Consider the following 16,533-nt stretch of genomic DNA (forward strand, 5'->3'; position numbering starts at 1 on the left):
TCGAGCAGTGAAGCTGTATTACACTGCTCGCTCTGGCACTTGGCTGGAAAAGGGCTGCGATATGCGGTTAAGGCAACAGGAGTACGCTTTCCCTCCGTACCCACGGATCACTCCAATAATCAGGGTTTGGTCAGTACCATGCAGGCATTGATATGCATCAGCGACTGTTCCCTATCTCTAGGGTTTGGCTGATAACCACCTCTGACTCAATTTATAGACACCACACCGGAAGCTATGAACGACACAACCAACTCCTCTCTGGATTTGATTGCTCAAACCAAGATCAAACTGACGGAAGAGCTGCACAAGCTGGAAGAACAGGAAGCGCAGCTGCGCCAAGTACAGGCAAACGATGCATTTCTCGAAGTCATCAGCCTGATAAACACATTCAGTACGCATTTCAACTCCAAACAGAAGTCTGAAATCGGGGCACTGGTCAAAGAGGTTACCCCTCCCCGTAAGGCACCAACCAAAACTAAGCGCGAAGTTCCTATAAAGTATTGGCTACCCCATTGCAACGCAACATGGAGCGGGCGTGGCAAGACACCCAAAGCTTTCGAAGCCTGGGTAGGCACTGCCGCCTACACAGCGTGGAAAGCTAAACACCCAGATGAAAAATTCCCAGCCTTTCCAGGCTAAAAGCGTCAGAAGTTTTCTTGTTTACTGCGCAAGCAAGCGCTGTCGCATACGTCAGCGCATAAATACTTTCAGTCACTACTTGTTTGGAGACAAATCTTCAGCGCCCAGCCACTACTCCGCCAACCAATGGCTATTGCCGTTGCCAGTAATATCCACGTCTTAGATGGCTAAGACGTGCTATCACTCTTATAGAAGACATGCTTGTGTCTTGGTCAATCGATTTACCTTCCATAATCGGCCATTCCATATTTCGATCAGAATGAATGGAAACAGATCAAACCATTATTGTCGGGCTGCAAAGACCATGTTGGAACGAACACGCATAATAACCGCCTAAACATCAGTAACACGTATACAAAGATCGATTCAACAACCGTTCTTCTTCACCAACATAACAATGGAAAACAATTACAGCACCACAAACTATCGGACACAGTCATAGTGAGCTAAACAAAAATTCATACCACCATCGATATACCAAACGATCTAATCAGGGATCGCATTGCACCCTGGAAAAACTAAAATTTATTAGTGCAATAACGGGTAAACAGGTCATGATCACAATCACAGCCTGTATAAGAGTCAATATCCGATTGAGCACTTTTCCAGCTATTCCAAACAATACGGCGTCATTGCCAACAAACAGTAGTGCTTGGTCTATTTATCCGAAGAGCCTCGCTTTAGTAAGCATCACACAGTTAAATTCCTTTGATGTTATTTAATGAAGTCACGTTCAAAGACTGACTCCAATATGTGCAAACGTCACCTTCACAACAATCGTCTCAACCTCGGGATAGCAAGATAACTCTGTAAAACAAGCAATATGAATAAATATTCTCTAAACAAATTCACGCGACAGTGGTGATATATAGCGATTGCAACAACATCGGTCGATCGTCGAAAGATAATGAGTGAAAGACGGTACATGTGAGATTGTGCCGTCAGCAAAGGTGCTGACGCCAATTAGGTGATAAAAGGGAAAAAGCTAACGCTTCTTCGTCTCAGGCAGCGCAAGGAATATGATTTAGTACAGCATCAAGACAAAACTGATGCGTAAGGAGCAAATGGGTATCGTCAACAAACATGTCCTTGCATTTTTCGGGGCCCTGGTCCTTCGACCCGTTCCTCATAGCATACTCAACCGCAACAATTGTTTTGAGATCGGCCCCTTTTCTTCTGTCAGACATTTTTATCGACTGCTGAGCTGAATTTCAATCAACCAATCATACAAATGGGATATCCCACAACGATGGAATGTACCGGTACCGCGATGCCGGCGTTGATTTAGTTGATAAATCCCAAAATCCTCTCAGAGGTAGAACTAGCGTTTTTCATGACGACCTCTGAAAGTCGACCAACTTTACAGTTGGGACAGATCTGCGGAGTGATGCTTCATTAATCCAGTCGATTAGGTGCTTGTCCTCTTAGTCACAGCAGAATGAAGTCATTGATGCGTTATTTCAGATACCTGCCAAACGGCGTTGCTGGCATAGATCGTGATCTCTTCAGGGTCATGATACACATGGTCAGTGGCACTCCAGCATGCGTCTTGAAGCGTTCCAGACACAACCGGGTTTCATGCCAACGTTTTTTCATCGGTCACTTGAGATTGAGCGCAGCCAGACAACCATACGCTCTGCGACTCAGCACAGCTGTTCGACCATGTCGCAGACCATCCAATCCATTGGCTGCAGCAGCTTCCAACGAAAGCCATTGACACGCACGTGTTCAACCAATCAGTGTCGAGCAACGGTGACCGCAACGATGCATTGTCAATACCGTTGACGTGCAGGTACTGGCGAATCAACACCCAGGCCCAACCACTGGACGCTGCCCCCAGATCGGTCGCACGCATACCAGGATGCAGACTCGATCGGAGTCAGCAGGGTAATCAATGCCTCTTCCCGTTTAAGTGCAGAGCACGAGGACGTATCCGGCAACAGTTTCAAACGCGGGATGCCGAGTGGCCACGGTGCATTGATGTGCCCGGAAAGCAGTCAGGCTCTGCGCAGTACTGGACGCAATGCGTACCAACACTCTGCATGCCAGCCCGGCCAATGGCTGACCCATGTCTGAATCTGGATACTCAATCCACAGATTACCGAAGCACGGTGTATTGGGTAGTGCCGTCAGGATTAGGACCAATCCGATCGCGTAAATTCAGATCTTTCAGTTCGGCATGTAGGTGCAGGATTTGTCCTGCGAATTCAATCCGCGCCAGTGCAACTGCTACACCAGTGTATCGGCCTCAAGCAGATCGCACAGCAACAGCACGAAGCGGTCATTGCGGTGTGTTTGTATATCACGAGCAATGCTGGGCCGTCGTTTCACTCAGCCGCCAATGCTGGCCCAAACCCTTGACGGCAGTAACCGATGAGACCGTTCATCGTGGTACCTCAGTAATGATCGCCACCACCCTCCGAGTACTGGCGCAGCACAGCACGCGCGGCGTCGCGTTGCAAGTCACGCACGACTTCGATATCGCGCTTGACCAGTTCACCAATCCAGTCGGCAGGTAACGGCCCTTCGTCGAACGCGGTCAACTCCATCACATCTTCAGCACGGGCTCCGATCAGCAGGCGATCAATACCGGCCCAGATCGTAGCACCGTAGCACTGGCAACACGGCTGTGCGGACGTGGCCAGAGTCACTGGGGATAAAACATCATTCAGACGTGGAGTCTGCAAACGCTGCTGGGCCAGCATATAGGCCATGATCTCGGCGTGAGCTATCGAGGTGGTATGTGGTACTACACGGTTCATACCAATGGCAATGATGCAGTTATCCGGACCAAACACTACTGCTCCAAATGGGCCACCGCTACGTTCCTCCACATTTAATGCAGATAGGCGAATTGCCAAATTGATCTTGTCGTTGTCGTCCAGATAGGGGCATGTTGAATCGACGTGTTGGTGAATCCAGGCAGGCAGAGTGAGGTGGACCTGGGCATACAACATTCAGCGGACAGATTCTGACAAGACAGACGGAATCATTTTGCGAGGCATTAGCCATCGATACAACTGTATCTGGCTGATCCTCTGAAAAGCAAACACTGCCATCTGCACGGGCAACCCTGCGTGTGCTAGTGCATCTCCTCCAAACTGCCTAAGCTGGCAACGTTCATGGACGTTGGATAGGAGCAGGAGCAGTCACCAATATTCTCCACGCTGGCAACAACATCAATGCATACCGGACAACATATTATGCAGACCAGAAGCTACGGCAATCGGGAATGAATAAAGCAAACAGCGTAGTGGAAGCCAAAATGAGAACACTCCACCAAGCAGTACGATTTTTCCATTTAATTTGGTCGGGGTAGCCGGATTCGAACCGACGACCACCAGTCCCCCAGACTGGTGCGCTACCAGGCTGCGCTATACCCCGCTCAACAGCACGCCGGTGTGGCGGCAGGGCGCGATTATAGCCGCATTAGCTCAACCCTGCCTAGGGTTTGCGCAGCATTCCACATAGGCTGAGACACTCATAAGAGGAAGCGTTTGACGTACTCAGCGCCGCAGTAACTGCAATACTTGCTCCAGTTCCATGCGCACTTGCCTGATGATCTGATGGCTTAGCGTCAATTCGTGGCGAGTGCTCTCACCGTCCAGACGCAAGCGTGCACCACCGATGGTGTATCCCTGTTCGTACAACAGGCTGCGAATTTGACGCACTAAAAGCACATCGTGACGCTGGTAGTAACGACGGTTACCACGACGTTTGGCTGGCTCCAGACTGGGGAACTCAGTTTCCCAGTAGCGTAATACATGCGGTTTGACGTCGCACAAATCAGCAACTTCACCAATGGTGAAGTAACGCTTGGCTGGAATCGATGGAAGTTCTCGGTTACTGCCTGGATCCAACATAGGCATCCACCCTCTCCTTCAGTTTCTGACCCGATCGGAAAGTAACCACTGTCCTGGCAGAAATTGGGATCTCTTCACCCGTCTTAGGATTGCGGCCAGGACGTTGATTCTTACAGCGTAATTCAAAGTTACCGAAGCCGGAGAGCTTGACCTGCCGTCCTTGCTCCAGTGCATCGCTCAACACGTCAAAGAAGGTATTAACAAATTCTTTCGCTTCGCGTTTATTCAAGCCGACTTCATCAAATAAACGCTCGACCATCTCTGCTTTCGTCAATGCCATGCTGATGTGCTCCCTTTCTCGCCTCAAGACCGAATTCGCGCGCCGTGCCGCTGCTTGATCGCTATCACGACCTTTGTAACGAGGTCGTCCACGTCACGGTCGGTCAGAGTGCGCGTGCTATCTTGTAAAATCAAGCCAATAGCCAGACTTTTAAAGCCAAATTCGATACCCTTACCGACATAGCGATCAAACAGTTTCACCTCGCGAAGCAACGGTCCGACTGAGTCGCGTACAGTGATTGACAGATCGTTCCAAGTCACTTCCTCCGGCACCACACAGGCCAAGTCACGGCGCACCGATGGGAACCGCGACAGCGCATAAGCACGTGGAAGTGCGCAACGTACCAACGGTTCCAAAGCCAGCTCGAACGCGATCACATCCACATTGATCTCGAGTGCTTTGATGAGCATCGGATGCAATTGTCCGATCCAGCCAATACAAGTGCCATCACACCAAACGTCGGCTGAGCGGCCCGGATGGCTCCATGGCTGTGCTGACGGATGGAACGCTAAGACTGCGCCGCTAGCCGCAGCCAGCGATTCAAGATCACCTTTCAGATCGTAAAAATCGACCTTACGCAACTGTTCACCCCACTGCAAGGCAAACGCATCACCACACACCGCAGCAGCGACGTGCTGGACTTCAAGCGGTGCTGCCCCAGACTCATCAGACGCAGTAAACACCTTCCCCAACTCAAACAAACGCACGCGCTCAGCCTGACGCGCAATGTTGCGACCCAACGCTGCCACCAAGCCTGGTAACAAGCGTGGCCGCATCACTGCTAACTCAGCGCTCAGCGGGTTAACCAGCACGACCTGACTGGCATCCAATTGCCAACGGTGCAGCAACTCAGGATCGATGAAGGCATAGTTGATGGCTTCTTGTAACTCGCGCGCAACTAGCTGACGACGCACACTGCTCACATCAAGTCGCGTTTCACTTGGCATTGCGATGCGACTCGCTCCACCCGGCAACGCCGTCGGCAGATGCTCGTAACCATGGATACGTACAAGCTCCTCGATCAGATCTTCCTCAAGCGCAATGTCGAAACGCCGGCTTGGTGCAACAACTCGCCAGCCATCCGCTTGAGCAGTCACCTGCATACCAAGTGCATGTAAAACACGCTCCACCTCGGCATCATCAATCACAATGCCCAGCACGCGCGCGATGCGGGTGCGGCGCAGCAAGATCGAGGCCGGTTTCGGTAAATACTCAGGCAACTCAACATGAACCAATGGCCCGGGCTTGCCGCCAGCCAGTTCCAGGACCAGACGGGCGGCAAACGCGATCGCTTGCGGGGGTAAGGCTGGATCTACGCCGCGCTCGAAGCGGTGCCCGGCATCAGTATGCAGGCCGAGTTTACGCCCACGCCCCATCATTGCAGCCGGTGCGAAATGCGCAGCCTCAAGGAAAACGTTGACAGTGATGTCGGTAACGCGGGTATCCCAGCCACCGATCAAACCAGCTAGCGCAATTGGATGGTCGGAATCAGTCACAACCAGAAAATCGTTATCAAGTAAGACTGTACGTCCGTCAAGAAGTTTCAACACTTCATCATCACGGGAGTGACGTACACCAATGGGACCACGGAGCGTATCCAAGTCAAAAGCGTGCATCGGCTGCCCTAGTTCCAGCATCACATACTGAGTGATATCGACCAGCAACGACACCGGACGCATGCCGCTGCGACGCAGGCGTTCCACCATCCACATCGGAGTGGGCGCCGCAGGATTGATGCCCTCAATCACACAGCCACAATAGCGTGGAGCATTGGCGCCAGCGTGCAATTCAATCGGCAGCGTGCGTGCGGAAACAGCAGTGATCTCGTCGATCTGGAACGGTGCCACTTCGCTGGCGCAAGCCGCGGCTACGTCGAAAGCAATGCCACGCACGCTGAAGCAATCGGCCCGGTTCGGGGTCAATTTAATCTCAATGCTGGCGTCCGGCAAAGCAAGATAATCAGCTAATGGCTTGCCAATAGGCGCGTCATCCGGCAGCTCCATGAGACCGGACACATCAGTATCCAAGCCAAGTTCCTTGGCAGAGCACAACATTCCATTGGATTCAACACCACGCAGTTTGGTGGACTTGATCGTCAAATTACCGATTTTCGCGCCAACCAATGCCAATGGTACGACCAAGCCAGGACGCGTGTTTGGCGCACCACACACAATTTGCACAAGAGTACCTTGAGCAGCATCAACTTGACAGATTTGCAACCGATCAGACTCTGGATGGCTGACGACCTTGACAATGCGCGCGACTACAACCAGGTCCAGCGCCTCACCTAACACTGCCACGTCTTCAACTTCCAAACCAATCGCCGTCAGGGTCGCTACAAGCACGTCACGGCTCACTTGGATAGGAACATGGCTGCGCAACCAGTTTTCGCTGAATTTCATGAGAGCCGGATCTGGAAACAGGAAAAGGTAAAAGAGCAAAATGGGCTAAGCACCACCGAAATACGGCAAGATCAAGGACACGGCAGCAGTCTCAAACAAACTGGCGCAGAAACCTTACATCGTTCTCGAAAAAAGCACGCAAGTCATCGACGCCATAACGCAGCATCGCAAAGCGTTCCACGCCCAAACCGAAGGCGAAGCCCGTATAGCATTCTGAGTCAATGCCAACATTCTTGAGCACGTTCGGATGCACCATGCCGCAACCAAGCACCTCAAGCCAGCGAACACTGCCATCGGACTGTGGCCAAGCAATATCGACCTCAGCACCCGGTTCAACAAACGGGAAATAACTTGGGCGAAAACGCACCTCAAAATCACGCTCAAAAAACGCTCTCAGGAACTCGGACAACGTCCCCTTGAGGTCCACGAAGGTGGAATGCTCATCAATCAGCAATCCTTCTATCTGATGGAACATTGGCGAGTGGGTCTGGTCACTGTCACTGCGGTAGACCTTGCCGGCAGCAATCATCCGTAGCGGCGGCCGATGGGCATTCATGTAGCGCACCTGTACGCCAGATGTATGAGTCCGCAGCAAACGACCGTCCCCAAAATAGAAGGTGTCATGCATTGCACGCGCTGGATGGTGTAATGGGAAGTTAAGTGCCTCGAAGTTATGCCAGTCATCCTCAATTTCCGGACCTTCAGCCAACTCGTAACCAAGCCGCAGAAAAATTTCAATGATACGCTCCAGAGTACGGGTGACCGGATGCAAGCCACCTCGCTCTCCCCGCCGTCCCGGAAGGGTGACATCAATGCGTTCATCAATGAGGCGCATGCTTAACGTGGCACTTTCTAATGCCGCTTTGCGATCAATTAACGCCACCGAGATGACATCTCGGGTGCGGTTGATCGTTTCGCCAATAACCTTACGCCGCTCAACTGGCAATTTACCAAGTTGCTTAAGCTGCAGGGTGATGCTGCCGTTTTTACCAAGAAGCGCTACACGCAGAACCTCCAAATGGTCCAAGGTCTGCGCGGCGGCCACATCAGCCAGTGCTTGGTCTGCCAGGGATTCAATGTCATTCATTACCATACGCTTCAGCTGCCTATTCTGTCGTCGTATGCTATGGGATTCGCATTCCACGCCACATCTGGAATGATGTTATCGCATACTCTCTAGACTCTAAAACGCAACGTGGGAAGGACTCATGCCCTTCCCCACATGTCTGCACTATATAAGCGCTGCTCTTTAAGTAAAAGATCCGACTACAGATACGATGCTGTCCATATAAGGTATTCGCAACTGCTGAGAATACGGACACTCAAATGCTTGTTCCGCAAAGCCCTGCGCTGATGCTTTATGCCACAAGCATTTGCTTCGCCTTCTCAGCAAGGGCAGTAAAACCAGCGGCATCATGCACAGCGATGTCAGCCAACACTTTACGGTCCAAGGTAATACCACACTTCAAGAGACCATTCATGAAACGACTGTAGCTCAGCCCATTGATACGAGCCGCCGCATTGATACGGACGATCCATAGAGAACGGAAATGACGCTTTTTCTGTTTACGGCCTATATAGGCGTACTGCTGCGCTTTGATGACCGCCTGCTTGGCGACGCGAAAAACCTTACGGCGGGCGTTGTAGTATCCCTTTGCCTGACTCAATATTTTCTTATGACGGCGGCGCGCCTGCACGCCACGCTTGACTCGTGCCATGATTTAATCCTCAAAGGTAGGGCAACATGCGGTCTAAACGGCCAGCATCCTCAGCACGAGCATGGTTTTTTTGCCGAAGGTTGCGTTTCCGCTTAGTCGCTTTCTTAGTAAGGATATGGCTGCGATTGGCGTGTCCAGCCTTGTATTTTCCAGAGGCAGTCTTGCGGAAACGCTTGGCCGCCGCCCGGTTGGTCTTTATCTTGGGCATTACGAATGTCCTTGTAAGGATGTTTATCACTGCCCAGGGCGGCAGTAATGCGTACCGCACTTTTCCTAAAATCCCTTTAGCCCTAGGCTGCTTGTAAATCCTTGACTTGTAAGCCAAGGACGGGTCCCAACTTCACACAGAGAAACCAGCTCCAAAAAGCTGGGCTCTTAGTATCCCAGAAGCCCAAACGTTTTGTAAATGGGGCGCTTCGGTACCAAAATAAGGCGTAAACGGAGACGCCTTAGCTTTTCTTCTTCGGCGCGACCATCATCACCATCTGCCGACCTTCCAAGCGCGGACGGGATTCAATGATGACCTCATCCCCAAGATCCATTTCAATACGTGTCGCCATCTGTCGGCCTAATTCCTGATGACTCATTTCACGGCCACGGAAGCGGATGTTAATCTTAACTTTATCTCCATCCTCCAGAAAACGACGCATGTTACGCAGTTTGATCTGATAGTCGCCCTCGTCCGTAACCGGACGGAACTTAAGCTCTTTGATCTCGACCTGTTTAGTCTTCTTTTTAGCTTCGTTCGCCTTCTTTTGTAGCTCGAACTTGAACTTACCATAGTTCATGACCTTACAAACCGGCGGATCAGCCTGAGGCTGGATCTCGACCAGATCCAGACCTTCTTTTTCGGCCATGGAAAGCGCTTCGTCACGCGACAATACGCCAACCATTTCTCCGTTACTACCAATCACGCGGACACGCGGTACCCGGATTTCATGGTTCTTACGGTTCTGTTTGTTGTCAGAAGTACTGATATTACAATCTCCAAAGAAATCAAATCGGCACCATCTAGATCATATCTCTAGACTGGCAATGGTTGGCTCACACCACTTGTTCTGCCTGCAAACGCTCAATGAAGGCGGAAACCGACATCGCCCCCAAATCCTCTCTTGAACACGTGCTTACAGCAACAGTGCCATTCTCCTTTTCGCGGTCACCAACCACCAACAGGTAAGGGACGCGTTGCAGTGTATGCTCGCGAATCTTATAGCCGATTTTCTCATTCCGCAAATCGGCGTTGACCCGGAAACCTTGATTTAAAAGGGCTTTGTGGACCTGCTCTACGTATTCATACTGAGCATCGGTGATATTAGCGATGACTGCTTGGACAGGCGCCAGCCAAGTAGGCCAAACCCCAGCGTAGTGTTCAATCAGGATACCAATGAAGCGCTCCATCGAACCCACAATTGCTCGGTGCAGCATGACGGGATGGCGACGCTGACTACGCTCATCTACGTACTCGGCACCAAGGCGACCAGGCATCATAAAATCAACCTGCATCGTGCCCAACTGCCAAGTGCGCCCAATCGCATCTTTCAGATGATATTCAATCTTCGGACCGTAGAACGCTCCCTCACCAGGTAGCTCCTGCCACTCCACTCCACACGCATTCAAGGCAGCACGCAACGCAGCCTCTGCTTTGTCCCAATTCAGGGAATCTCCTAGGCGCTTGTCTGGACGCAACGCAATTTTGATCTGGATGTCCTCGAAACCAAAGTCGGCATAGACCTTCAACGCTTGGCGATGAAACGCAGTGACCTCAGCTTCGATCTGTGCCTCGGTACAGAATATGTGGCCATCATCTTGGGTGAAGCCACGCACACGTAAAAGGCCATGCAAGGCACCAGACGGTTCATTGCGATGGCAAGCGCCGAACTCACCATAGCGGATCGGTAGGTCACGATAGCTATGTAAGCCCTGATTGAAAACTTGAATATGGCCAGGACAATTCATCGGTTTAACCGCGTAAGTACGCTTCTCCGAATCAGTAAAAAACATGTTCTCCTTGTAATTGTCCCAGTGACCAGACTTTTGCCACAACGACACATCCAAGATTTGCGGGCAACGTACCTCACCATAGCCGTTGTTACGATAGACATGACGCATGTACTTCTCGATCGTCTGCCAGATCACCCAACCTTTCGGATGCCAAAATACCAAGCCTGGCCCTTCTTCCTGGAGGTGGAATAAATCTTGCGTTTTACCAATCTTGCGGTGATCTCGCTTTTCAGCATCCTGTAAACGTTGAATATGAGCACCAAGCTGCTTCTTGTCGCCCCAGGCAGTGCCATAGATGCGCTGCAACTGCTCGTTCTTAGTGTCACCACGCCAGTAAGCACCAGAAATACGTGTTAGCTTGAAAGCTTTCAAGAAACGAGTATTCGGCACGTGCGGGCCACGGCACATATCCACATATTCTTGGTGATAGTACAGAGCCATCACAGTGACCTCCGTACCCATCTCTTCGATGAGGCGCAGCTTGTAGTGCTCACCACGCTCCTTGAACAAGCGCACGACATCATCACGTGGAGTGATGCACTTGACTACATCGTAGTCCTGGGCGATTAATTCAACCATGCGCTGCTCAATCGCAGCCAAATCTTCAAGCGTGAACGGACGCTCGGAGTAAATATCATAGTAAAAGCCCTCAGCAATCACTGGACCGATGACCATCTTGGCCTCTGGATACAACTGCTTAACCGCATGGCCAACCAGGTGAGCACAAGAGTGACGGATGATTTCCAGAGCTTCCTGATCTTCAGGAGTGATGATACGCAGGGTAGCGTCATGCTCAATGAGATCGCTAGCATCCACTAAACGATCCCCATCAATCTGCCCGGCAATGGTGGCCTTGGCCAAACCTGCGCCGATCGAATGGGCAATCTGTATGACGCTAACGGGACCTTCAAATTCGCGGAGACTTCCATCGGGGAGCGTAATCGTGATCATGAGTGTAAAAGCGTGTACGCAGTTGATATTTTGAGTATTGATGCGCCCTGCCAAGCAGGGTCAAGCACCGATGGTAATGGCAACGCATCAAGGCAAACATCCAGCGGTGCAATCTTGAGTTTTCTACTACTTGACGAAAAAAGCGCCGCAATGACGCCTTGCTCATTCACCAAGACCTCAGTCAAGACTTAGGGGATTGGTAATGGCAGCACTCATAACTACATGCACCAGGGTGGCAGCCTTCGTAGATTAATAAAACCCCCAGCATGTTAAATCAAATCCAGGCAGATTGCGCAGCCGAAGTCTGAGACCTCGAAATTTCTAAAATCACCATTTCATCCCCTGAAGCATCCTTCAAAGCTAGTGGTACTAATGGTATTAAGAGGCAGTGCATAACGAAAAATATTGAAAATTTTTAGGCTGTCGGCACAATGTGCTTAAAGTATCTCTGCCATTCTCGGCACGCTCATTCAGCAATCTATTTTGATTGAGGACTAGCACCAGATCGGCCTAAGCCATCAGTACAGTAGAAATCCTTATGGACTAGTCTCAATTTAGCCAAAACAATAACAATTAAGTGGCAGCTCTCAAGTGAATAAGCATTAGCAAAGAATCGCAAGCAACTTTACTGACTACGCTTGGATAATGACACGATACTGAACAATCATTTAAGTTTGGGCATCATAACCATCAATGAAGCACTCGGGATAGATTTACAGCTGGTGATCCCAGTGTGATAGCCAACATCACTACTTTATGACAAGCAACAAATTACCGCGCGATGACACAACCTAATCGTTATTCAGCTGAGCCCGTAAACAAGACCAACACGCACACCTCTTCCGTAGTGCTAACCCCGGACTGTTACTGATCGAAGCCCTAGGTAATCCACTTCTTTTGAACAGATGCGCCACTAACATATCCCCCCTCGGAAACAAGACATATGATAGACAGGGATGACGTACTCTCGTTTTAGTCAAGTCGGAATCAGTTGTAAGGGCGGCAGCGTAAGCAACCAAAGGAACCTCATAGAAGTAAGATGACAGAGGACCATACCCTCAGAAAGTGAGGTGATGCTATATACCAACCCTTATTAACCTTTTCTTCACTCATCTACATGAGATGGCCACCATACTAGCCTCGATTCAGAGGTAACCTATATCCCCTATGCGTGCACCCGTCTTCCTGCAATCTAACCATTTCCGGTACCTGTTTGAACCACGCAAACCCCGCCATCCGCTAGCGCGACTGGCCGCAAGCACAGCAGGTCTTACAATCCTGATAGCTTTGGTGTTCTTCGGTGTGTTCGTTGGCGTGGCGATGCTTCTTGGGGGAATCACCTGGAAGCTGTTGGTAGGTCGGCGTCGGCGTACTCAGGCTGCAGTTGGCACAAATCCCGTCGAAGGGAAGTATTGCGTAATCCGCAAGCCTGATGTGCCCCTGTCACGTTAACCTTCCACTTTTACCCAACGCTGTTCTCGGAGTCAGTTGGAACAATGTGTGATTTTTCATCATTGATTTGGTCTTCAGGCCGATGTTTAGTCAGAGTTCAACGTGGGCAGGAGCAGTTATTTTGCATCTAGGGTCTTTAGTTATAGCGCCCATGCTATTAAACCTTTTGTGATGCCCACGTATAAAATCAAGGCGAGATTTCTCCTTCAGCCATCGTACACGTTCTAGTAACCAATTTCGGCTTTGCAAGCCCCTGTATCTAACCTATGGGCTGCAACTTCATCCCACTTCGCCATGAGGTGGTTGATTGTAAGCCAACCTAAACAAGAATCAGCATAACCAACCAATAGTTTTTTATGAAACTCGCTGTAATCACAATGGTCGAATGAAGCAATAACATTGGCTCCAACACCTATTAGCTTTACCACGTGATCCAACCAGCATGGATATGCTCCGATCACGCCACAAACGGTGTAGCAGTCATGAGCTTTAAGCCCGCTCCGAGCTAGTAGATGAGAATGACCATACGTCGCGCTGTCTCCGAAAGACGTATCCGATTAAAGAATGAGTAGATACAGAAACGCACTTATCCCAAGAAAAGTGATGCTAAACGCATTGCGTTGGATGACAAGCCATTACTGCTCACCAACACTCCACTATGGAAAACTGTCTTTTATCATCTGCAACGTTGGCTATCGGGACGCTTGTCAAAATTACACGCTCGATCCTACGCACTCCACCTTTAGATTGATGAACCACCTCAGGAGATCTAGCCCAACGCGACCAGTGACTACCCAACACCTTGGTAAGCATTGATTTCGTCCTCTTCTCATTCCTGATCTCAGCAACGCAGAAACTTCCCTCAATACATTCGTAAGACACTGTAAGCCCTGCTCGCACGATTACAAGCCATTCGCGCAAATACATGACATCGAACTCTTCGTATTTGAAGCAGATGCGACAATAGCCCTTGAACCTGTGAAACAGGCATTCGACCTCATTGTGGCGCTTGTACATTTTGCGGTCATATGCTCAAGGCTCACTAGGTATGCGCAGCGGTGGCATGACGGGGATGAAACCCAACTCAAGGCGTTAATGAACGGGCCTGGGTAACCTTCGTCGACATGGTCCATGAGCACGTGCAACGAGTGATCTGGTGAACCGAGCCGCTCGAGCAACAGCCACTCGCGCAAACTTGCGGCACATCGTGCGCTTGTACAGACTATTGTCCGTTACGGGAAAGTAGTTCTTGATGTTCCACGCACCAAGAAATTTGCCGATAATCAACGGACCGTTTTTTGAGGTGCACTAGTGCCATCCGGATGCACCTTCACACTAACTGCGCTCCAGCAACACAGTCTGAAACTTGATTTGTACGACCGATGCTTGCTGGAGTGACTCGAAGACTCGATCCAACGCACCAGACTTCGCCCATTAGTTCATGCATGTGCAGATCGTATACCAGTGGCAGAAGCCTTTGGACAAGCCACGCCATTTGTAGCTGTACTCAACGAGATACCGTATGACGTTGAGCACTTGCAGATTTGTCGAACTTACGTTGCCGTGTTGCTTCGGCAAACAGTATTCGACCTGCTCGAATGAGGCTGCTGCGATCTCCATCGCTCACCGCAGCAGGGAAAGCGTCTCAGAACCATTCGTGTTCACAGACCCCAATTAGCGGCCGACTCTTAGATCCATAAAAAAATGATGTCAAACTGAAATGACAGCAAGCAGCTAGCACGATCCTATCCTACTTGCATTTAGGGATGTGCAACCTGTCACTCATACAAATCGTCACCTTCAGCAAGGCGATTTCAAGCACTGACATGCATACCCCTTAACAGATAGTCTTCACAGCGAAGATTTTCGGGTAGTTCTGTGCCGCTTCAGAAGCAGTTAAGAACACTGGGGCAGATCTCAAACCATCACCATAGTTAATCACCTCAAACAACAGATGTTACTTAATAATGTGATATACACGCCTCCCCATAGATACGTTCATGCTTTCAATGCCCTTGGCAAGACACAACACTGGCACAGGGTCTTTATTCCTGAACCTCAATTGCAATGGATTGATATCAAAACATACTCTATATATCGCTTACTTGCCTGTGGAGCGCGGCATTATATAATTCCAAAAAAATCCGTCGATTTATCTAAAAATATTATTAAAAATCAAAAAGATGGAAACAATCTCCTGTACCCATCACCCGTTGTACTTTTCCACGCATCCAGGCTCGGTAGGGTGTTTTGCATTCACGCCATGCAAGATGCATTCGGTGCAACACGATGAAGCTGGCCATTCTCTCCCGAAACAGCAAGCTTTATTCCACTCGACGTTTAGTCGAAGCGGCACGTATGCGTGGTCATACTGTTCGTATTCTTGATCCGTTGCGATGCTACATGCGGATCGTCGTTGGAGACTTCCGCATGCACTACAAGGGAAAGCCAATAGACGGCTATCACGCAGTAATTCCACGTATTGGTGTATCGGCCACACGCTACGCTACTGCGGTACTACGTCAATTCGAACTGATGGGCACCTACACTCCCAATCCCTCGGACGCAATTCTGCGCTCACGAGACAAGCTACGCGCACATCAGCTGTTAGCCGCCCAGGGCATCGACATGCCGATTACTGTGTTCGGCGACAATCCAGACGACACCCAAGACCTACTCTCAATGCTCGGTCCGCCCCCCCATGTGGTAAAGCTTAACGAGGGTACACAGGGTACAGGGGTGATCCTATCCGAAAAGACCAATACCTCACGCGGTTTGGTAGAGGCACTACGTGGGCTATATGCCAATTTTCTGGTGCAAGAGTTTATCGGCGAGGCTGACAGTACAGACCTACGCTGTTTCGTAGTCGGCAACCAAGTCGTAGCAGCGATGCGCCGGCAAGCGGCGGAGGGTGACTTTCGTTCTAACCTGCATCTAGGCGGGATTGCAACTGCTGCCACTGCCAATGATGAAGAACAAGAGGTGGCAGTACGTTCAGCACGCGCGCTTGGACTAACCGTGGCTGGGGTAGATCTCATCCGTTCACGACGTGGACCGCTGGTGCTTGAGGTCAATCCCACACCCGGGTTAGAAGGCATCGAAGCGACTTCCGGTGCCAACGTTGCCACACAGATCGTACGCCATGTTGAGGATATGCTGGCTAATATCTGAGCAGTGATTCTTGTCAAATCTCATGGATTATTTAGGGTCCGCCTACGGTTTATGGA

The 16,533-nt window shown here is 50.3% G+C and carries 12 protein-coding genes, 1 tRNA gene and 1 pseudogene; 3 read left to right on the forward strand and 11 right to left on the reverse strand.

Annotated elements, in window-relative coordinates; genetic code table 11:
* Positions 1 to 234: 234 nt before the first annotated feature.
* Positions 235 to 639: an H-NS histone family protein gene (locus PLS229_RS11670; RefSeq protein ID WP_038269681.1), complete on the forward strand. Its 405-nt coding sequence runs from the start codon at positions 235 to 237 to the stop codon at positions 637 to 639.
* 1,444 nt (positions 640 to 2,083) lie between these two features.
* On the opposite strand, the pseudogene PLS229_RS11675 reads toward PLS229_RS11670, so the two are convergent.
* The 11 genes and pseudogenes from PLS229_RS11675 to thrS form a co-directional block, all read right to left on the reverse strand.
* Positions 2,084 to 3,026, reverse strand: a pseudogene (locus tag PLS229_RS11675) (23S rRNA (cytidine(2498)-2'-O)-methyltransferase RlmM).
* Between the two features lie 9 nt (positions 3,027 to 3,035).
* Positions 3,036 to 3,596 (reverse strand): nucleoside deaminase, encoded by a 561-nt coding sequence (locus PLS229_RS11680; RefSeq protein ID WP_038269677.1) that lies wholly within the window; start codon positions 3,594 to 3,596, stop codon positions 3,036 to 3,038.
* Between the two features lie 350 nt (positions 3,597 to 3,946).
* Positions 3,947 to 4,023: transfer RNA gene (locus PLS229_RS11685), tRNA-Pro, on the reverse strand.
* 122 nt (positions 4,024 to 4,145) lie between these two features.
* Positions 4,146 to 4,502 carry a MerR family transcriptional regulator gene (locus PLS229_RS11690; RefSeq protein WP_038269675.1) on the reverse strand — a complete coding sequence of 119 codons (357 nt, stop codon included), beginning with the start codon at positions 4,500 to 4,502 and terminating at the stop codon, positions 4,146 to 4,148.
* Positions 4,483 to 4,782 (reverse strand): integration host factor subunit alpha, encoded by a 300-nt coding sequence (locus tag PLS229_RS11695; RefSeq protein ID WP_038269673.1) that lies wholly within the window; start codon positions 4,780 to 4,782, stop codon positions 4,483 to 4,485. Before PLS229_RS11695 ends, PLS229_RS11690 begins: the two co-directional genes overlap by 20 nt.
* Positions 4,783 to 4,805: 23 nt before the next feature.
* The gene (gene pheT / locus PLS229_RS11700; RefSeq protein WP_038269671.1) at positions 4,806 to 7,184 is read right to left on the reverse strand and encodes a phenylalanine--tRNA ligase subunit beta; all 2,379 of its coding nucleotides are present in this window, start codon (positions 7,182 to 7,184) and stop codon (positions 4,806 to 4,808) included.
* Positions 7,185 to 7,275: 91 nt separating this feature from the next.
* On the reverse strand, positions 7,276 to 8,271 hold the full coding sequence (gene pheS, locus PLS229_RS11705; protein WP_038269669.1) for a phenylalanine--tRNA ligase subunit alpha: 996 nt from the start codon (positions 8,269 to 8,271) through the stop codon (positions 7,276 to 7,278).
* Positions 8,272 to 8,542: 271 nt separating this feature from the next.
* The gene (gene rplT / locus PLS229_RS11710) at positions 8,543 to 8,902 is read right to left on the reverse strand and encodes a 50S ribosomal protein L20 (RefSeq protein WP_038269666.1); all 360 of its coding nucleotides are present in this window, start codon (positions 8,900 to 8,902) and stop codon (positions 8,543 to 8,545) included.
* A 10-nt stretch (positions 8,903 to 8,912) separates the two neighbouring features.
* Positions 8,913 to 9,110 carry a 50S ribosomal protein L35 gene (gene rpmI, locus PLS229_RS11715; RefSeq protein ID WP_038269890.1) on the reverse strand — a complete coding sequence of 66 codons (198 nt, stop codon included), beginning with the start codon at positions 9,108 to 9,110 and terminating at the stop codon, positions 8,913 to 8,915.
* A gap of 241 nt (positions 9,111 to 9,351) precedes the next feature.
* The gene (gene infC / locus PLS229_RS11720) at positions 9,352 to 9,879 is read right to left on the reverse strand and encodes a translation initiation factor IF-3 (protein WP_081755382.1); all 528 of its coding nucleotides are present in this window, start codon (positions 9,877 to 9,879) and stop codon (positions 9,352 to 9,354) included.
* Positions 9,880 to 9,946: 67 nt separating this feature from the next.
* Positions 9,947 to 11,854 (reverse strand): threonine--tRNA ligase, encoded by a 1,908-nt coding sequence (gene thrS, locus PLS229_RS11725; protein WP_038269664.1) that lies wholly within the window; start codon positions 11,852 to 11,854, stop codon positions 9,947 to 9,949.
* Positions 11,855 to 13,021: 1,167 nt separating this feature from the next.
* On the opposite strand from thrS, the gene PLS229_RS11730 reads away from it, so the two are divergent.
* Positions 13,022 to 13,306: a hypothetical protein gene (locus PLS229_RS11730; RefSeq protein ID WP_038269663.1), complete on the forward strand. Its 285-nt coding sequence runs from the start codon at positions 13,022 to 13,024 to the stop codon at positions 13,304 to 13,306.
* 2,289 nt (positions 13,307 to 15,595) lie between these two features.
* Positions 15,596 to 16,477: a 30S ribosomal protein S6--L-glutamate ligase gene (rimK, locus tag PLS229_RS11735; protein ID WP_038269662.1), complete on the forward strand. Its 882-nt coding sequence runs from the start codon at positions 15,596 to 15,598 to the stop codon at positions 16,475 to 16,477.
* Positions 16,478 to 16,533 lie beyond the last annotated feature (56 nt).

Source organism: Xylella taiwanensis, from assembly GCF_013177435.1.
GTDB lineage: Bacteria > Pseudomonadota > Gammaproteobacteria > Xanthomonadales > Xanthomonadaceae > Xylella > Xylella taiwanensis.